The sequence below is a fragment of the Methylobacterium phyllostachyos genome (assembly GCF_900103445.1).
GTDB lineage: Bacteria > Pseudomonadota > Alphaproteobacteria > Rhizobiales > Beijerinckiaceae > Methylobacterium > Methylobacterium phyllostachyos.
On sequence record NZ_FNHS01000012.1, the window covers coordinates 48,278 to 65,108 of the forward strand.

General features: G+C 70.7%; 17 protein-coding genes. 5 read left to right on the plus strand and 12 right to left on the minus strand.

The annotated features are described in order from the left end of the window. Nucleotides 1–13 precede the first annotated feature (13 nt). Both BLQ49_RS19230 and BLQ49_RS19235 read left to right on the plus strand, forming a co-directional pair. The gene (locus BLQ49_RS19230) at nucleotides 14–2,629 is read left to right on the plus strand and encodes a histidine kinase dimerization/phosphoacceptor domain -containing protein (protein WP_091718902.1); all 2,616 of its coding nucleotides are present in this window, start codon (nucleotides 14–16) and stop codon (nucleotides 2,627–2,629) included. After that, nucleotides 2,626–3,234, plus strand: coding sequence for a biliverdin-producing heme oxygenase (locus BLQ49_RS19235; protein WP_425284016.1), 609 nt, complete (start codon nucleotides 2,626–2,628; stop codon nucleotides 3,232–3,234). The genes BLQ49_RS19230 and BLQ49_RS19235 overlap by 4 nt, the downstream gene beginning before the upstream one ends. Nucleotides 3,235–3,244: 10 nt before the next feature. On the opposite strand, the gene BLQ49_RS19240 is transcribed toward BLQ49_RS19235, so the two are convergent. Then, nucleotides 3,245–4,138, minus strand: a complete 894-nt coding sequence (locus tag BLQ49_RS19240) for a LysR family transcriptional regulator (protein ID WP_091718591.1) — start codon at nucleotides 4,136–4,138, stop codon at nucleotides 3,245–3,247. A 97-nt stretch (nucleotides 4,139–4,235) separates the two neighbouring features. Between BLQ49_RS19240 and BLQ49_RS19245 the strand changes: the two genes are divergently transcribed. Beyond that, nucleotides 4,236–4,682 carry a DMT family transporter gene (locus BLQ49_RS19245; RefSeq protein WP_091718593.1) on the plus strand — a complete coding sequence of 149 codons (447 nt, stop codon included), beginning with the start codon at nucleotides 4,236–4,238 and terminating at the stop codon, nucleotides 4,680–4,682. 203 nt (nucleotides 4,683–4,885) lie between these two features. Here BLQ49_RS19245 and gmk read toward each other — a convergent pair whose 3' ends face one another. From gmk to BLQ49_RS19285, 9 genes are all read right to left on the minus strand, one after another. Then, nucleotides 4,886–5,548 carry a guanylate kinase gene (gene gmk, locus BLQ49_RS19250; protein ID WP_091718595.1) on the minus strand — a complete coding sequence of 221 codons (663 nt, stop codon included), beginning with the start codon at nucleotides 5,546–5,548 and terminating at the stop codon, nucleotides 4,886–4,888. A gap of 49 nt (nucleotides 5,549–5,597) precedes the next feature. Beyond that, the gene (locus tag BLQ49_RS19255) at nucleotides 5,598–6,473 is read right to left on the minus strand and encodes a YicC/YloC family endoribonuclease (RefSeq protein ID WP_091718906.1); all 876 of its coding nucleotides are present in this window, start codon (nucleotides 6,471–6,473) and stop codon (nucleotides 5,598–5,600) included. A gap of 150 nt (nucleotides 6,474–6,623) precedes the next feature. Next, nucleotides 6,624–8,039 (minus strand): endolytic transglycosylase MltG, encoded by a 1,416-nt coding sequence (gene mltG, locus BLQ49_RS19260; RefSeq protein ID WP_091718597.1) that lies wholly within the window; start codon nucleotides 8,037–8,039, stop codon nucleotides 6,624–6,626. Between the two features lie 161 nt (nucleotides 8,040–8,200). Then, nucleotides 8,201–9,091, minus strand: coding sequence for a bifunctional DNA-formamidopyrimidine glycosylase/DNA-(apurinic or apyrimidinic site) lyase (mutM, locus tag BLQ49_RS19265; RefSeq protein ID WP_091718908.1), 891 nt, complete (start codon nucleotides 9,089–9,091; stop codon nucleotides 8,201–8,203). A gap of 246 nt (nucleotides 9,092–9,337) precedes the next feature. Beyond that, the gene (locus tag BLQ49_RS19270) at nucleotides 9,338–10,015 is read right to left on the minus strand and encodes a hypothetical protein (RefSeq protein ID WP_091718599.1); all 678 of its coding nucleotides are present in this window, start codon (nucleotides 10,013–10,015) and stop codon (nucleotides 9,338–9,340) included. Nucleotides 10,016–10,171: 156 nt separating this feature from the next. Then, on the minus strand, nucleotides 10,172–10,348 hold the full coding sequence (locus tag BLQ49_RS29790; RefSeq protein WP_167627739.1) for a hypothetical protein: 177 nt from the start codon (nucleotides 10,346–10,348) through the stop codon (nucleotides 10,172–10,174). Nucleotides 10,349–10,442: 94 nt separating this feature from the next. Next, nucleotides 10,443–11,081, minus strand: a complete 639-nt coding sequence (locus tag BLQ49_RS19275; protein ID WP_091718601.1) for a Smr/MutS family protein — start codon at nucleotides 11,079–11,081, stop codon at nucleotides 10,443–10,445. Continuing rightward, nucleotides 11,078–12,265, minus strand: coding sequence for a murein transglycosylase A (gene mltA, locus BLQ49_RS19280; protein WP_091718910.1), 1,188 nt, complete (start codon nucleotides 12,263–12,265; stop codon nucleotides 11,078–11,080). The genes BLQ49_RS19275 and mltA overlap by 4 nt, the downstream gene beginning before the upstream one ends. A 24-nt stretch (nucleotides 12,266–12,289) precedes the next feature. Then, nucleotides 12,290–13,003 (minus strand): Tim44/TimA family putative adaptor protein, encoded by a 714-nt coding sequence (locus BLQ49_RS19285; RefSeq protein ID WP_091718603.1) that lies wholly within the window; start codon nucleotides 13,001–13,003, stop codon nucleotides 12,290–12,292. A 346-nt stretch (nucleotides 13,004–13,349) separates the two neighbouring features. On the opposite strand from BLQ49_RS19285, the gene secB reads away from it, so the two are divergent. Continuing rightward, nucleotides 13,350–13,850, plus strand: coding sequence for a protein-export chaperone SecB (gene secB, locus BLQ49_RS19290; RefSeq protein ID WP_091718911.1), 501 nt, complete (start codon nucleotides 13,350–13,352; stop codon nucleotides 13,848–13,850). Nucleotides 13,851–13,872: 22 nt separating this feature from the next. Here the strand turns inward: secB and BLQ49_RS19295 are convergent, their stop codons facing one another. Then, the gene (locus tag BLQ49_RS19295; protein ID WP_244507683.1) at nucleotides 13,873–14,106 is read right to left on the minus strand and encodes a hypothetical protein; all 234 of its coding nucleotides are present in this window, start codon (nucleotides 14,104–14,106) and stop codon (nucleotides 13,873–13,875) included. 207 nt (nucleotides 14,107–14,313) lie between these two features. Here BLQ49_RS19295 and BLQ49_RS19300 point away from each other — a divergent pair, with 207 nt between their 5' ends. After that, nucleotides 14,314–15,546, plus strand: a complete 1,233-nt coding sequence (locus BLQ49_RS19300) for an MFS transporter (protein WP_091718605.1) — start codon at nucleotides 14,314–14,316, stop codon at nucleotides 15,544–15,546. A 215-nt stretch (nucleotides 15,547–15,761) separates the two neighbouring features. Here BLQ49_RS19300 and BLQ49_RS19305 read toward each other — a convergent pair whose 3' ends face one another. Beyond that, nucleotides 15,762–16,637, minus strand: coding sequence for an RNA polymerase factor sigma-32 (locus tag BLQ49_RS19305; RefSeq protein WP_091718607.1), 876 nt, complete (start codon nucleotides 16,635–16,637; stop codon nucleotides 15,762–15,764). Nucleotides 16,638–16,831 lie beyond the last annotated feature (194 nt).

A 16,831-nucleotide genomic window follows, 5' to 3' on the forward strand; every position in this document is an offset into this window, starting at 1 on the left:
GCTCTGGTTCCTGATGCCGCCGAGTCCGGTCGACGACACCACTATCGACCTTGACGGACTCGCGTCCGATGCGATCGACCGCCTGGATCAGGGGGTGATCGGTCTCGACGCGGCCGGCACGGTCGTGGCTTTCAGCGAGGGGGCGAGCGTGCTCTCGGGCCTCGCGCGCGAGGCCGTGATCGGGCGCGATTACTTCCGCGACGTGATGCCGGGAGCCAACGTCCCGAGCTTCCGGGGACGCTTCCTCGCCGGCGCCCGCCGCGGCACCCTGAACGAGAGCTTTGACTACGTGTTCGGCCGCGTGCCGCAGCCGCTGAGGGCCCGGGTCCATATGCGCCATGGGACGATGGCGGGCGGCCCTCCGGTGACTTGGCTGACGATCGATCCCCTCGAAAGTCTCGGCGCGAACCTGTCCCGGGAGGCCGTGCTGGCGGCGATCGGACGGCGGGTCAGGGCCGAGCCGGTGGATGCCAGCCTGTGCGAGCGCGAGCCGATCCACATTCCGGGCTCGATCCAGCCCAACGCCGTGATGCTCGCGGCCGATGCCGGCACCCTGATGGTACTCGCCTACTCGGCGAACGTCGATGAGATCCTCGATCCGCTCGATCCGCCGCTGGCAGGACGTCCGCTGGCCGAGATCCTGCCCTCTGCCTTCGTCCAGACGATCCGGAGCCGGCTGGCGAGCGGGACGCTGGAGGACGGCCGCTCGGTGCGGACACGGCTCACCTTTCCGGGCCGCGACGCGACCTACTACGCCGTCGCCCACGCCCATGCGGGACGGCTGATCGTCGAATGCGAGCAGGAGCCGGACTCGACCGAGGATTTTGCCACCGCCAGCCAAGTGGACACGGAACTCGCCGTCGGGCATCTCCGGGAGGCCGCGACCCTGGCGGAGGCCGCCCGGATCGCGGCCCTTGAGACCCGGGCTCTGACCGGGTTCGAGGCGGTGCTGGTCTATCGGTTCGATCCCGACTGGAACGGTGAGGCGGTGGCTGAGGACAAGGCGCGCGACTGGTCGCGCAGCCTGCTCGGCCTGCGCTTCCCCGCCTCCGACATCCCCGCCCAGGCGCGTGCACTCTACACGAAGGCCAAGAGCCGGTTCGTGATCGACCGCGACAGCGTGCCGGTGGGACTGGTGGCGGCCTCGGGCGCCGGCAACGGCCCGATCGACCTGACCTTCGCCCAGCACCGGACGCTGTCGCCGATCCACCTGGAATATCAGCGCAACCTCGGCGTGAACGGCTCGATGTCGATCTCCATCATGGTGGAGGGCCAGCTCTGGGGACTGATGATCGGGCACCACCGCCGCCCGCATTACGTCACGCCGGAGACCCGCTCGGCCGCGACCGTGCTCACCGACGCCTTCGCCATGCGGGTGGAAGAGATCGAAGCTCGCCGGCTCTGGGCCGAGCGGCAGGCGCATCTCGATGTCGAAGGGCACCTCGTGCGCCGCCTGACCCGCTCCGACGATTTCGTCGCGGCGCTGACCACCGGCGGGACCACCCTGCTCGACCTGTTCAGTGCGACAGGCGCCGGCATCGTCTCGGGCGAGCGGGTCACCCTGATCGGCCGGGCTCCCCCGGCCGGGCTGGTCACAGCGATCGCGGACTGGCTGCGGACACAGGTGCCGGTGGCCGAGTACGCCTATAGCAGCAGCAGCTTCGCCAGCGAGTACCCCGACGCAGCACCGCACCGCGAGATCGCCAGCGGCCTGCTCGCTGCCTTCGTCGATCAGTCGCGCGAGAATTTGCTGCTCTGGTTCCGGCCCGAGGTCCCCAGCACGGTCACGTGGGGCGGCGATCCGCGCAAGCCCGTGCTTGCCGGCAGCGGCCCGGTGGCGGTGCTGCCGCGGCGCTCCTTCGAGCGCTGGGTCGAGGAGCGCACAGGTTTCGCCGCGCCCTGGGCCGAGTGGCAGATCCAGCTCGCCGGTTCGCTCGCGGAGGCGGTGGAGGGCGTGGTCCTGCGCCAGCGCCGCAAGATCGACGAGCTGACCAGCCTGCTCGCCGAGAAGGAGCGTCTGCTAGAGCAGAAGGACCTGCTCACCCGCGAGATCGACCACCGGGTCAAGAATTCCCTGCAGATCGTCTCGGCCTTCCTGCAGATGCAGCGCCGCCAGATCTCCGACGGCGAAGCCCGGCAGGCCTTTGCCGACACTTCGGCCCGGGTGATGAGCGTCGCCCGGGTCCACGACAGCCTGTACCAGGCCGAGCGGGTGGACGAGGTCGATCTCGGCCACACCATTGAGAACCTGTGCAACGACCTCGCCGGGCTGGCCGGCGAGGGCCATGCGGTCGATCTCACCGCCGAGCCCGGCCTGATGGTGCCCTACCGCAAGGCGGTGGCGCTCTCGCTCATCGCCACGGAACTCGTGACCAACGCCTTCAAATACGCCGCCAATGCAACTGGCGGCGGTCGCGTCGAGGTCAGCGTCTCGTCGGCGGGGCCTGGTGAAGTGCAGCTCCGGGTCTGCGACGACGGCGCCGGGCTGCCCGCCGACTGGGCCGACGCCAAAGCCCGGGGCAAGGGCTCGGGCCTCGGCATGAAGCTGATCCGGGCGATGCTCGACCAGATCAACGCCCGGCTCGACGTCGCCAACAATCCCGGCGCCTGCTTCACGATCACCGCGTGAGCCCCGCCAACCCGATCCGACGCGACAGCCTGCACGCGCGGCTGCGCGCGGCCACCGATCCGGCCCATCAGGCGCTGGAGGCGGGCCTCGACTGGCAGGCACGGGTGGCGACGCGCGCGGGCTATCGCGACCTGCTCGCCCGGCTTCACGGCTTCCATGCCACCTGGGAAGGCGCGATCGGGGTGCAGCTGGCCGACGAAGCGTTCCTCGGGCCGCGGCGGCGCCTCGCGCTTCTGGCCGCCGACCTTGACCATCTCGGACTCGGGCCGGCGGCGGTCGCGGCTTTGCCGCACTCCGAGGCCGTCATGCTCGACGGTCCCGCGGCGGCGACCGGCGCGCTCTACGTGCTAGAGGGCTCGACCCTGGGCGGCCAGCTGATCGGCCGGCATATCGCCGGCCTCCACGGTTTCGGAGAGACGGGGCTGGCCTACTACCGCGCCCACGGTCCCCGGACCGGAGCGATGTGGGCCGCCTTCCGCGCTCGGTTGGAGGATTTCGCCGACGATCCGGAGGCGGAGGCCGTCCTGACCGCTGCGGCGGTCGCGACCTTCGCGGCCATGCGGGACTGGCTCTGCGCGCCGCACGAGGGTGCGGCCTTCGGCTGAGCTCGCGGCATCATGCGCCCACCAGGGCGTCCCGCTCTGCCTTCAGGTGAACGATCAACCGCTCGGCGAGGCGGCTCGGCGGGCATCCAGCCGGGCGTAGCAGGAGTGTCTCGATCGGCGCTTCCGGTTTGAACGGCCGCAGGACAATCGGCAGGCCCGTGAGTTCGCGCGCCGGAACCGGATCGACCACGGCGATGCCGAGGCCCTGCGCGACGAGACCGCAGCGGGCGACCGTGTACTCGGCCATGAATGTGAAGCGCGGCGTGATGCCGGCCGCCGCGAAGGCCGCATCCACGGCTGGCTGCACGGATCCGGGGCCCGCTGCAATCAAAGGCAGGTCGGCGAGGTCACGGGCAGTGACGACCCGCTTGCGGGCGAGCGGATGCCGACGCGGCAATACGCAGACGGCCGCGAGAGTCAGGAACGGCTCGGCCTGCACCCCCGCATAGCCGGATCGCGGCCGCGCGAGGCCCAGGTCGCACTGGCCGGACGAGGCCCAGGCCCAGATCGTATCAGGGCTCGGCACATGGACGGAGATCCGCAGGCCTGGGCATTCCGCATCCAGGCGTCGGATGGCCCGGGGCAGGAGCCGGGAGGCCAGGGAGGGCTGGCAGGCGACTCGGAGCACGCCCGTGCCTCGGTCGCGGATCCGCCGGGCGGCATGCCCCAAATGATCCAGCCCCGCGAAGGTCTGTGCGACCTCGTGGGCGAAGGCCTCGCCTTCCTGGGTCGGGACCGCGCTGCCGTGGCCGCGGACGAAGAGCGGGAAGCCTACTGCGGTCTCAAGCTGCGCGATCGCCCGGCTGATCTGGGGTTGCCCGATCCCCAACGCGGCCGCGGCCCGCGTCATGCCGCCATGCTGCATCACGGCGCGGAACAGGTCGAGATGCGCCGGATTGATCATGTCGATCCTGCATGGACCTGAGAAAATCCAGCATTTGACGACATGGTGCGGCGCGGCTGTCAATGCGGGCCCGATTCCGATCTGGACAGGTCCTTCGATGCTTGCCTTCGCGCTTTCCATCCTGCTCGCCGTCCTGGCGGGCGCCGGCCTCGTCGTGCAGCAGATCCTGAACGCGAACCTGCGCGCTGGGCTCGCCTCGGCGTCCTGGGCGGGGGTGGCGAGCTATACGGTCGGCCTTGCCTGCATGGCGTTCCTGACCGCCGCGCTGCGCGATCCCATGCCGGCCGCCGGCGTGGCGGGCCGCATCCCCTGGTGGACTTGGAGCGGCGGGCTGTTCGGCGCGATCTTCATCGGGCTCGCGATCGTGCTCGTCCCGAAGCTCGGAGCGGCGACCTTTTTCGCGCTCCTCGTGACGGGCCAGATGCTCGCCTCGGTGCTGTTCGACCAGATCGGCCTGCTTGGCCTCGCGCAGCGGCCGATCGACCTGCCGCGCCTCGTCGGGGTGGGGCTCTTGATCGGCGGCGTCGTGCTGATCCGGCGGTAGGGCAGGGCCCGACCCCATCGGGCAGACCCCTCTCGGACGCCTGGAACGCAGGGACAGGTGATCCGGGAACCAAGATACCAAGCACCGCGGAGCGGCACCGGGTTATAGACGCTTCGCGGCTTCTCGCGCTGGATCCCGGGTCGCGTTCCCCGCTCGCTGGATACGCCCGGGAAGGGGGCGTACGATCTGGCGTGGGTAGCGCCCTACGGCGTCTCGGCCAGCAGCCCGTCCACGAAGGCCGCCAGGCCCGTGCGGCGGGCGCGCTTCAGCCGCTCGGCCGCCAGGATCCCCTGGAGCGCCTGGAAGGCGTTCTGCAGATCCTCGTTGACGATGACGTAGTCGTACTCGACCCAGCGTTGGATTTCGGTCCGGGCGTTGGCCAGGCGCTTCTCGATCGTCTCCGCCGAATCCTCGGCCCGGCGCTCCAGGCGCTGGCGCAGCTCTGCCATGCTGGGCGGCAGGATGAAGACCGTCACCACGTCCTGGGCGAGCTTGGAGCGGACCTGCCGCGTGCCCTGGTAGTCGATGTCGAAGATCATGTCCCGGCCGGCGCCCAGCACCTTCTCCACAGGGCGGCGGGGGGTCCCGTAGAAGTTGCCGTGGACCTCGGCCCATTCGAGCAGGTCGTCCCGGGCGCGCAGGTCCTCGAAGGCCTCGCGGTCGATGAAGTGGTAATGCCGCCCGTCGATCTCGGAGGGGCGCCGGGCCCGGGTGGTGACCGAGATCGAGAGATCGAGCGCCCAGGCGGGATCCTGCGCCACCGCCCGTGTGAGCGTGGTCTTGCCCGCCCCCGAGGGCGAGGACAGGATCAGGATCAGCCCGCGCCGGGCGATGGTGTCCGAGACGTTGCCGGCCGGTTCGGTCATCGGCGTGGCTCCGCGGCGTGTCGCATCCGTATCGTTCCGTCTCGGATCGTCATTCGATGTTCTGCACCTGCTCGCGGAATTGCTCGACCACGGCCTTCAGGTCGAGCCCGATCCGCGACAGGCTGATGTCGTTCGCCTTGGCACCCAGGGTGTTGGCCTCGCGGCCGAATTCCTGGGCCAGGAAATCGAGGCGCCGGCCGATGGCACCGCCGGCCGCGAGGAGCTCGCGGGCGCTGGCGACATGGGCCCGGAGCCGGTCGAGTTCCTCGCGCACATCGGCCTTGCCGGCAAGCAGCATCGCTTCCTGATGGAGCCGATCCGGGTCGAGGCCGCTCCCGCCGAGCGCCGCCACCGCCGCCTCCAGCCTGGCGCGCACCGCCGCGGGCTGCCGGGCGGGGTTGTCCTCGGCGGCCTGGGTCAAGGCCGCGATCCGGTCGATCTGGGCGGTGACGACCTGCTCCAGCTGGCGGCCCTCGGCCCGGCGCGCCGCGACGAGATCCGCCACCAGCCGGGCTGCCCCCTCGGTCAGGTCCCGGGACAGGGCCTCGCTGTCGATGGTCTCGTCCTCGACCTCGATCACGCCGCGCAGGCCGAGCAGCCCGTCCATCGTGGCGGGGGCCACGCCCTCGGGGACCGGCACCCGGGCCACCGCCTGGGCGAGGCTCGCCAGCAGCGCCTCGTTGATCCGCACCCGCGCGGCCGCCTCGGGTTTGGTCAAGGTGAGGGTCAATTGGCATTGGCCGCGGGTGAGGGCCTTCTGGAGGGCGGCACGCGCCGCCTCGCCGGGCCCGTCCTGGCCGGCCGGCACCCGGACGCGCACCTCGAGGCCGCGCCCGTTGACGCTGCGGACCTCCCAGACCCAGTGGATCGATCCGGTCGTGCCCGCCGCCCGGGCGAAGCCAGTCATGCTCGCGATCTGGGCCATGGCGAACCCCGTAGCGGTGAAGATCGGCGCCTGTAGCACGGATCGTCCCGCCGGGAAGAGGCGCCGACCGGGTTCTATCGGCTCAGAGGCAGGCCAATCCAGCCTTGAGCGGCGGGCAACGCATGCCGTACCGCCGCGGCGCCGGCCCGATCAGCGTCGCGCCTTCGGTGCCGGCGTCGGCGCCGCAAGCGCCGGAACGGTCTTGGGCGAGCCCAGATCGTAGCTGCGGTTCTTCAGCGGATCGAGCCGCGTGCCCTCGGAGGCGTCGAAGGCTCGGGTGCCCGGCGTGCTGGCGTCGAGGAAGGCCGCGTTCGTGCTGGTCCCGCCGTCACCACCGGGGATGCCACCCGGCGCGTAGGCGGAGGCGCGGCCCGGCGTCGCCGGATCGGGGCCCGGCTCGACCTTGTCGACCGCATCCGGCGGGGCTTGCCGGCTCTTCTCCACCGCACGCCAGCGGGCGACGTTGCGCTGATGCGCCTCCAGCGAATCCGCGAAGGCGTGGCCGCCGGTGCCGTCCGCCACGAAGTAGAGGTCCTTGGTCCGGGACGGGTTGGCCACCGCCTCAAGGGCCGCTCTGCCGGGATTGGCGATCGGGCCAGGCGGCAGCCCCTCGATCACGTAGGTGTTGTAGGGCGTCGGCCGATCGATCTCGGAGCGCATGATCCCGCGGCCCAGCGTGCCGCGCCCGCCCACGAGGCCGTAGACGATCGTCGGGTCGGATTGCAGCTTCATCCGCTTGTTGAGGCGGTTGATGAAGACGCCGGCCACCCGCGGCCGCTCGTCGGCCCGGCCGGTCTCCTTTTCGACGATCGAGGCCAGGGTGACCATCTCGGCCGGGGTCCGCACCGGCACGTCGGCGCTGCGCCGCAGCCAGATCTGGTTCAGCACCTCGCGCTGCTTGGCCTTCATCAGGTTGACGATCTGCTGGCGCGTGGCGCCGCGCTCGAACTTGTAGGTGTCGGGCAGGAGCGAGCCTTCCGCGGGGATCTCGCCGATCTCACCGGTGAGCACGTCGTTGTCGTTGAGGCGGTTCACGATCTGCTCGGAAGTCAGGCCCTCCGGGAAGGTGATGGCGTGCTGCACCTGCCGACCCGTCGCGATCGTGTCGAGGGTGTCGGCGATGCTGGCATGAGCCTTGAAGACGTACTCGCCGGCCCGGAGCGTGGGCCGTCCGCCGAAGCGGGCGGCGAACTCGAACAGGCCGGTATGGTCGATCACGCCCTCGCGCTTCAGGGCTTCGGAGATTTCGGTCGTTCCGCTATGGGGCGGAATCACCACGACCTTGTCGGCCGCGAGCGGCCCCGGCTCGCGCACCTCCCGCTGGAACAGGGTGATGCCGATCATCGCCGCGATGGCGATCACCACCGCGAAGGTCAGCGCGCCGCTGATGATGCCGATGAAGCCGCTGCGCTCGCGCTCGGGACGCTCGGGGGGCGGGGGGGCGGCGGTGGGCTTGATCGCTTCGCCGGGGGAGCGCGGCGAGAGCCGCTGCGGCAGGGGGGGCTCGTCCGTCGGATCCTGAGCGATGACCTCGGGCGCGGGCGTCTTTGAGCGGCGGAAGAACATCGGGATCCTGTCTGGGACCGCGCGACCCGTTACGCGCTGCGGGCCGGGATCGGCTGCCCGCAACCGGGTGCGCACGTCGAGGCGTCCGACCCTAGCCGGGTTTGTGGCGAAAATGCCGTTCCGCGTCGCAAAGCATGGCGACGCGGCGCGAATCGTCGCGGTCAGGTCGGGGGCTGGCAGGTCGCGCAGAAGAACGTCGAACGGTTGGCCTGGACGATGCGGGTGATCGCGCCGCCGCAGCCCGGCCGGCTGCAGGCGAGGCCGACCCGGTCGTAGACCCGGAAGGCGTGCTGGAAGGCGCCCGCACTGCCATCGGTGTGGGCGTAATCGCGCAGCGTCGAGCCGCCGGCCTTCACGGCCGCCTCCAGCACCTGCACGATCGCCTTGGCCAGCGCGTTGGCCTTGGGGGTCGGCCGCCCGTCGGGTCGGGCGAGGGCGCCGGCGGGGGTCTCGGGATGCAGCCGCGCCCGGTGCAGGGCCTCACAGACATAAATGTTGCCGAGCCCCGCGATCAGCCGCTGATCGAGCAGTGCAGCCTTCAGCGGCGTGATCTTGTGCCGGAAAAGCCCCGCGATCACAGCGCCGGTGAGCCCGTCCAGGGGCTCGACGCCCATCTTCGCGAAGTGGCGGCAGGTCGCGAGGTCCCGGCTCGGGACGAGGTCCATGAAGCCGAAGCGGCGGGCATCGTTGTAGGTGACGGTGGCGCCTGTGCTCATCGCCATCACCACGTGGTCGTGCTTGGGTGTGCCCTGCGCCCCCTCGAGGTAGAAATCCCCCGGCGAGCGGTTGCTACCATCGGGCAAGGCCACGTCGAACCGGCCGCTCATGCCGAGATGCATGACCAGCGTCTCGCCGGAATCGAGGTCTGCGGTAAGGTACTTCGCCCGGCGCGCCAGCCCGGTCACGGTGCGGCCCTCCAGCCGGGCGGCGAAGCGCTCGGGGAAGGGGAAGCGCAGGTTGGGCCGGCGCAGGGTGACGCGGCTGAAGCGTGCACCGACCATGGCGGGCGCAAGCCCTTGCCGTACGGTCTCGACCTCGGGAAGCTCCGGCATCTCACTCGCGGCTCGCGGCGCCTCATGCACCGACATTCGGATATCGGCGTGATCGGCCGAGGCCGCAACGGCTTGGACCCGCGCGGTTTGCCGCGCTGAACGCGCTGGACGGAACCACCATTGCAGCGCTTCTTTGCTGTCTCACAGACCGCATCCCACTGAAGCTGCTCGCAAACTCGGCAGCCGAGGGGGAAACGTTTGCTTGGCGCCGTCCCTGACCGTTGCCATCGGGACGGCTCCAAGCCCTCAGCGTGACGCGCTCTTTCGCGGAATTGGTACCCACGCCCATGACCACGCATAGAACTCTGGAGGATGCTCCCACTCGGCGCGCCAAGCGTCGTTGTAGGCGCCCAGAATACCGGCGATCTCGAACTCACGCTTGAAGTACGCCCCAAACAATTTGCTCGCATTCGGATCGTTGTAGTGCCACTCCCAATTCCATTCATTATCGTCGTGCGGATTCCTGGGAGAGATGCCGTCGGTCTGGCCTTTCGTTGAGCCAAAGACCGCGGTCTGGCCGTGACTGTTCGTGCCGCGCGTTGACGTGCTACCCGCGCTGTCGGTGGGCGGGACGGCTTGGCCAGAGGCGGCCGAACCTTTACCGTCCTCCGCGCCGGATCCGCTGCTCCAGGCATGGGCCTCGGCCGAAGCGCTGCCCCCGCCCGAAGCCTGTGCCCCGGCCTCCCCGTGGACGCTGCTCTGGCTGAGCGTCAGCTGGGCGCGGCTCTGCGCCTGGGCATGTACGAGGCTCAGGATCGCATCCGCCGCCCCGGTGGCGAAGCTGCGGCCGGTGCGCGGGTCGGGCGAGCGGAATGCGGCGGTCGACGCGGTCGCCGCCTTTCCCGTCCGGTCGTCCGCTGCGGTCTGCACGACCTGCAGGGCGACCTCGGCCCGGGATGCGGCCGCTGTTATCGCGTAAGTCATCGCCGGTCCCCCTTCACTCCAGATCCGTGATCGACCGTTCAAGCCGCCGCTGAACCAAAACGTTTCTGCATTTGAGCCCGTTAAAGCAGAGCCTTGTGCATCAGATTTGGCAGAAAGCATCCATCAGCAATTGATAAAACATCCGACTCGGCATCTTCAGGTTTGCTGAACAACGATGATAGACGCTCCGTAAAGGGGTGCAAGATCGCTGAAGGTGTCTTTGGGCTGCGGATGGGCCGTCGCCTCGGCGTCGAGCAATCTGGCGGCCAACGACGGCGGCACCGGCAACGACATCTTCGCGTGCACCATCCGCTCGACGGACGCGATCGACATCTACCCCGCCGCGTCCGGCAGGACGGGCTGGAACAAGTATGGGTCGGTGTGGAAGTACGGCAGCCTGTTGCTGGCCGATCCCGACCGGGACGCTTCAGCGCCGCCGCAACCGGACGTAGAGCGCGCCGCCGCCGCCGTGGTGGCGGGCCGCCTCCTCGAAGCCCAGCACGATCCCGCGCAGTTCTCCACCCCGCAGCCAGTGCGGCACGCTGCGGCGGAGCACGCCGCGCTCGGCGAAGGCCTCCGAGTAGCCCGGTCCGCCCTTGCCGGTGACCACCAACACGTAGGCGTGCCCGGCGGCCCGGGCCCGGAGCAGGAAGCCGGTGAGCGCGGCATGCGCCTCGGCCTGCACCATCCCGTGAAGATCGATCCGCGCCTCGATGGCGAGCCGCCCCCGGCGCAGGCCGACCTTCGCGGTCCGCTCAAGCCCGGCAGCCGGAGCGTTGCGCTGGGGCGGCGCCTGATAGGGCGCGGCGGTGGCCGGACGCGGCGGCTCCGGGGCCGGCTTCGGCGGATGTTTCCTGGTGCGCGGCTTCTTCGCGACCGGCGGTGCGGTCGGCTTCAAAATCGGGGCCGTCAGCGCCGGCATGGTGGCGGTCGGCGCAGGGACTTCGGGGGCGGCCTCGGACACCGGCCCGGCCCGGCCCGGTAGCGGCGTCACGAGCTTGGCGATCGCGTCCCAGAGCCGGGTCTCCCCGGCGGTGAGGCGGCGCCCGCGGCGGGGCGGCCTCATCGGGGGCTCCCGCCCGGCGTGGCCTTCGGCAGCAGCACCACGAAGCCGATCGCGTCGCGCAGGTTTCCGGCCGCGATGCCGGCCTGCGCACCGGTTCCGACGAACAGATCGCCCCGGGCGGGGCCGACGATCGCCGAGCCCGTATCGGCCGCTATCACGAGGCGCCCGGCCTCGCCGGGGCCTGCGCCCGGCAGCGGACCGGCGAGCCAGAACGGCAGCCCGTAGCGCCAGAGATTCGCGTCGACCGCCAGGCTGCGCCCAGGGCTGAGCGGCGCGTTTGCGGCCCCCGGCGGCCCGAGGCTTGGGTCCTCGACCGGGGCAAGGCGGAAGAAGATGTAGGAGGCGTTCGCCCGGATCAGGCGCTTGGCGATGTCGGGGTGCTCGCGCAGCCAGCCGGTCCAGCGGGCGAGCGTCAGGCCTTCGAGGGGCAGGTGCCCTTCCTGCACGATCAGCTTGGCCACCGCCGTGTAGGGGCGCCCGTTGCGCCCGTCGTACAGCACCCGCACCGCACGCCCGTCGGGCAGGCGCACGCGTCCGGAGCCCTGGACCTGCAGGACCAGCAGATCGACCGCGTCGCGCAGCCACAGGATCGGACGCGCCCGTGGGCCGAGGGCACCGTCCTCGATGGCGGCGCGGTCGGGGTAGGGGGCGAACCCCTCCGCGGTGGCGCGGGCGGCGCGGAGCGTCGGATCGAGCCCGGGACGGACCTCGCCGGGGCCGAGGGAGATGAGGTCGTCAGGCCGGGCGAGGACGGGGGTTGGATAATCCGGCCCCGGATCGAGGGAGCCCGTCAGTTCGGGCTCGAAATAGCCGGTGAGGAAGCCCGCCTGCCCGGCATCGGGCCGCTCGATGCGGAAGGCGTCGAAATGGTCGCGGAAGAAGGCGTTGGCTTCCGGCACATCCCCGCCCGCGGCCGCGCAGGCGGCGGAGAGCGCAGTCGGGTCGCCCATGACCCCCGCGGGCTGCGGCAAAGCCGGCGCGGGGGCGGCGCAGACCCGGCGGAAAGCTTCGAGGGACGCGGCGGCGTCCAGGCCTGGAAAGCCCGGCAGCGTCTCGAAGGGGACCGGCGTCAGGGTCGCGCCGCCGACCACGGCCGGTGCGGCGGCCGATGCCCCGGGGAGGGCCAAAGCCAGACAGGCAGCCGTGACGGCTCCGGGCCAGGTGCGCGGGACCCTGCGCGGGATCGTCACGGTGCAGCCGTCAGTCGGTCAGGCGCCGGCCTCGGTGGCCACGAGCTGCCAGTTCGGATCGCGCGAGCCCAGGGTGCGCGCGAAGGTCCAGACATCGGGCACCTCGACAACCGTCTCGGCGCTGCCGTCCACCACCTTGCCCTCGGCGTTGCGGGTGGCGGTGATGAGGTTCGACAGGAAGCGCACGGTGATCTGCGCGACACGATTGCGCACCTCGACCGCGACGATCTCGGCCTTGTCGATGGAGACGAAGGTGGTCTCCAGGGTCTGGCGGTTGCGCTCGCGCTCGGCGATCGCCCGCTCGAACGCCTCGCCGACCTCCTTCGACAGAAGGCCGCGCAGGGTCTTCCGGTCGCCCTTGGCGAAGGCGATCATGATCGCCTCGTAGGCCGATTTCGCGCCCTCCAGGAAGGCGCGCGGATCGAAGCTCGGCTCGGCCTGGACACAGGCCTCCAGCCCACGGGCGACCTCGGAGCCGGGCTCGGCGATCCCGCGCCAGTCGCGCGGGGCCGGGGCGGGTGCCGGGGTCGGGGGCGCCCGGTCGGCGCCGGGAAGGCGCACGACGTTGTCGCCCTCGCTGCGGGCCTGCGGCTCGGTGCGGCTGCGGTCGACCGGCTTGAACGGCGAGCGTTCCGCGCCCGTCTTCTGGCCCAGCACCGAGCGCAGGCGCCAGATCACGAAGACAGCGAGCGCCAGGAAGATGATCGTCGTAACGTCGAAACTGTCCTGCATTACCGATCCGATGGTGGCCGCGGCGAGACCCTGTGCCCCTTGCAAAGGTCACGCGCGGTGCAGCGCCGGCAAAGCGCGCATGGTCCTGGCGACTCATATCCGACCAACGCGTCGGGGGCGAGCCGGTTATACCCGCGCAGGAACCCGAAGCCGGGTCTGACCCGATATGGGTCGCGGCCGCCGCCGCCGCCAGCACCGCGCCGGCTCGGGATGTCGGCTCGCTTGTCCAGACTCGGCGCGCGTGGTAGCGGCGCTCCCGTTCGGGACAGGTCCGCGGCGCGTTCCGGCGGCTCCCGCTGAGACAACCCGCGCCGGCTCCGCCGGCCGATCGAGAAGGATGATCCGCATGGCCGACTCTCCGGCAGCGAACGGCAATGGCGGCGGCATGCCGCAGGGCGATGTGCCGATGATCAACGCTCTGGCGCAGTACACGAAGGATCTCTCCTTCGAGAACCCGAACGCGCCGCGCTCCCTGCAGCCCAAGGAGGGCCAGGGGCCGCAGATCAACATCCAGGTCAACGTCAACGCGGCGCAGCTCTCGGAGACCGACTTCGAGGTCGAGCTCAAGCTGGAAGGGGACGCCAAGATCCAGAGCGATGTGCTGTTCGCCTTCGAGGTGACCTATGCGGGCGTGTTCCGCCTGCAGAACATCCCGGCTGACCAGATCCATCCGGCCGTGATGATTGAGTGCCCGCGCCTGCTCTTCCCCTTCGCCCGCCAGATCGTGGCCGAGGCGGTGCGCAACGGCGGTTTCCCACCCCTGTATATCGATCCGATCGACTTCGTCGGCCTCTACCGGCAGAAGCTCATGGAGCAGCAGGGCGCGCAGGGGCCGCTCGCCTCCTGATATGGGTACGCCCGGCGGCCGATCAGCGACCGCCGGGACCGCGATAGGCTGCGGCCAGCGTCCGCAGCGCCTCCGCGGCCGGCCCCCGCAGGAGACGGGCCTGCAGCACGATCCGGCTGAGCGGGAGTTCGGGCAGGCCGAGGCGGTCGCCAGCCTCCGTCACGCCGGCCGGTGCCGTGCTCGGCGCGAGCGCCGCCACCGCGAGCCCCGCCGCCACGGCGGCGCCGACCGCTGCGACCCCGCCGCCGACGAACACCTCCCGCCAGGGCAGGCCGGCCGCATCGAGGGCCGCTTCGGCCGCCCGAGAACAGATCGTTCGAAGGCGGGCTGATGCAGTACGATCCGCCGGCCCCGGGAGGGTCCGGCGATCCGCGGGCTGCGCACGGCAGCGCCACCCGTGATCCGGGCTTGACCGTTGCCAAGCCAGAGGCCACGTCCGGCGCCGACACGGCTCCGAGATCGCATGGCTCCCACCGCACACCTCGCCCTGATCAACGTCTTCACCGGTGACATCCAGGGCGGCCTCGGACCGTTTCTCGGGACATGGCTGGCGGAGGCAGCGTCGTGGAGCCCGGCGCGGGTCGGTTTCGTCATCACCCTCGTCGGGTTCGGCACGCTGTTCCTGAGCGGCCCGTTCGGGGCCCTGGTCGACCGCTTTCCCCGGCCCCGTCTGCTGATCGCGTTGGCCTGCAGCGGCATCCTGGCCGGCACGCTGCTGCTGCTACCGGCGCGCAGTTTCTTCGCGGTGCTGCTCGCCCAGCTGCTCGCCGCGGCGGGCGGGACGCTGCTGCTGCCGGCGGTGGCGGCCCTGACCCTCGGGATCGTCGGGAAGGATCGGTTCCCCAAGCAGCAGGGCCGCAATCAAGCCTTCAACCATCTCGGCATCCTGATCGCGGCCGGCGGGATCAGCCTCGGGACCGCCCATTTCGGACCTGCGATCGCCTTCTGGGTGCTTGGCGGCATGGCGGTGGCGGCGATCGTCGCCAGTCTCACGACGCCGGCCCGCGCGTGGAACCGGCGCCGGGCGGTGGGCTGGCAGGAGGACTCGGAGGATGAGCCGGAGCGCAGCGGCATCCGGCATGTGCTCGGCAACCGCAGGCTCCTCGTGCTCACGGTGGCCTTGACGCTGTTCAACCTCGGCAACGGCGGCATGCTCTCGCTGCTCGGGCAGAAGCTCGTGGCGACCGCGGCCGACGCCACCACCTGGACGGCGCGCTACGTGATGGTGGCGCAGCTGGTGATGGTGCCGGTGGCTTTGTTCGCCGGGTCGCTCGCTGACAAGCGCGGCAGGCGCCAGCTTCTGATGGTGGCCTTCGCGGTGCTGCCGGTGCGGGCGGTCCTGTCCGGTCTGATCGACGATCCGGTCTGGCTCATCGCCGCCGAGGTTTTGGACGGCGTGGCCTCCGGGATCGTCGGGGTTGCGGTGCCGGTGGTGGTCGCGGACCTGACCTGGGGCTCCGGGCGGACCCAGACGGCGCTCGGCAGCGTCAACGCGGTGCAGGGGGTCGGTGGCGCCCTGTCGGGCTGGTACGGGGGGCTGTCCTACAGCCTGTTCGGCTGGACGGGCTCTTTCCTCGCCCTCGGTGTGCCGGCGCTCCTCGCACTGGCCCTGGTGATCTGGCTCGACGCCACGCCTGAGCCCGGTCGCCGCCGGCGGAGGCGGGAGCGGCGCAGCGCGGCCATGCAAGGCGCCTAAGACAATCCAAAACTGATCATGCGAACGCGGTGAGTCGCGTGCAGAGTCGCTGTCTGGAAGCGCGGCCACGCGCCTCGGTGTCGCACCCAGCGCACCGCTGACGCGTTGCCCCCGAGCGCTTCGCGGCATGCGCGATGATGCATGACTCGGATGCGGGAGTCGAAACAGAAAAGCCCGGCCATTGGCCGGGCTTGCTCTCGGGCTGACGGAACCGGTCAGCCGATATACGGACTGCCGGTCGCGGCGGGGAAGCGGTCCGCCAGGGCACGGCGTAGCTTCTCGAGGGCACGGTTCTCGATCTGCCGAACACGCTCCTTCGAGATGCCGAGGCGCTGTCCCAGAGCCTCCAGGGTCGCCTGATCCTCGGCGAGGCGGCGCTCCCGCAGGATGCGCAATTCGCGCTCGGACAGCACCGTCAGGGCCTGCTGAAGCCAGCTCAGGCGCCGCTCGCCATCGACGGTGGCGCTCACCGTCTCGTCCGGCAGGTCGGCGCCGTCGACGAGGAAATCCATCCGCTCTGAGGACGCCTCGCTGTCCTCGCCCACGGGAGCGTTGAGCGACATGTCCGGCCCGGACAGGCGCGCATCCATTAGGGCGACGTCGTCGCGTGAGACACCGATGGCGGTCGCGATCCGGCGATGGATTTCGTCGCCGACATGCTCCTCGGTGGATTGCATCAACCGGGCGCGCAGCCGGCGCAAGTTGAAGAACAGGGCCTTCTGGGCAGAGGAGGTTCCACCGCGCACGATCGACCAGTTGCGCAGGATGTAGTCCTGGATCGAGGCGCGGATCCACCACGTCGCATAGGTCGAGAAGCGGACATCCCGCTCAGGCTCGAAGCGGGCAGCAGCCTCCATCAGGCCGACATGTCCTTCCTGGACGAGGTCGGCCATCGGCAGGCCATAGTGACGAAAACGCCCCGCCAGGGCGATGACGAGGCGCATGTGAGCGGAGATCAGACGGTGGAGGGCGCGCTCGTCGCGATCGTCCTTCCAGCGGACGGCGAGGCCACGTTCCTCCTCGCGGGCTAGGAACGGTGCCTCCATCGCAGTCCGTATGAACTGCCTGCGTATCCCTGCGATCTCAGCCATTCCGCCTGCCTCTTATTGTCGAGTGCTGTTGCGGCGCCGGACCTGCGATCCGGCGCACAGGCGCCACCGCAAAGCGACGCCAGGCTAGCGACAACGGGAGGCTAGAAGAGAAAGTTCCGCTCGGCTGCCCCAGAATGCGACAGGCGGCCGGGCACGATTTCGTGTTCCGTTAGGAACAGATGGGCGGTGCGGAC

Excerpts from the sequence above, each read along its gene's own strand:
- BLQ49_RS19230 (WP_091718902.1), top strand. The coding sequence starts at position 14 with ATGCCGCCGAGTCCGGTCGACGACACCACTATCGACCTTGACGGACTC.
- BLQ49_RS19240 (WP_091718591.1), bottom strand. The coding sequence starts at position 4,138 with ATGATCAATCCGGCGCATCTCGACCTGTTCCGCGCCGTGATGCAGCAT.
- BLQ49_RS19245 (WP_091718593.1), top strand. The coding sequence starts at position 4,236 with ATGCTTGCCTTCGCGCTTTCCATCCTGCTCGCCGTCCTGGCGGGCGCC.
- gmk (WP_091718595.1), bottom strand. The coding sequence starts at position 5,548 with ATGACCGAACCGGCCGGCAACGTCTCGGACACCATCGCCCGGCGCGGG.
- BLQ49_RS19255 (WP_091718906.1), bottom strand. The coding sequence starts at position 6,473 with ATGGCCCAGATCGCGAGCATGACTGGCTTCGCCCGGGCGGCGGGCACG.
- mltG (WP_091718597.1), bottom strand. The coding sequence starts at position 8,039 with ATGTTCTTCCGCCGCTCAAAGACGCCCGCGCCCGAGGTCATCGCTCAG.
- mutM (WP_091718908.1), bottom strand. The coding sequence starts at position 9,091 with ATGCCGGAGCTTCCCGAGGTCGAGACCGTACGGCAAGGGCTTGCGCCC.
- BLQ49_RS19270 (WP_091718599.1), bottom strand. The coding sequence starts at position 10,015 with ATGACTTACGCGATAACAGCGGCCGCATCCCGGGCCGAGGTCGCCCTG.
- BLQ49_RS29790 (WP_167627739.1), bottom strand. The coding sequence starts at position 10,348 with ATGTCGATCGCGTCCGTCGAGCGGATGGTGCACGCGAAGATGTCGTTG.
- BLQ49_RS19275 (WP_091718601.1), bottom strand. The coding sequence starts at position 11,081 with ATGAGGCCGCCCCGCCGCGGGCGCCGCCTCACCGCCGGGGAGACCCGG.
- BLQ49_RS19285 (WP_091718603.1), bottom strand. The coding sequence starts at position 13,003 with ATGCAGGACAGTTTCGACGTTACGACGATCATCTTCCTGGCGCTCGCT.
- secB (WP_091718911.1), top strand. The coding sequence starts at position 13,350 with ATGGCCGACTCTCCGGCAGCGAACGGCAATGGCGGCGGCATGCCGCAG.
- BLQ49_RS19300 (WP_091718605.1), top strand. The coding sequence starts at position 14,314 with ATGGCTCCCACCGCACACCTCGCCCTGATCAACGTCTTCACCGGTGAC.
- BLQ49_RS19305 (WP_091718607.1), bottom strand. The coding sequence starts at position 16,637 with ATGGCTGAGATCGCAGGGATACGCAGGCAGTTCATACGGACTGCGATG.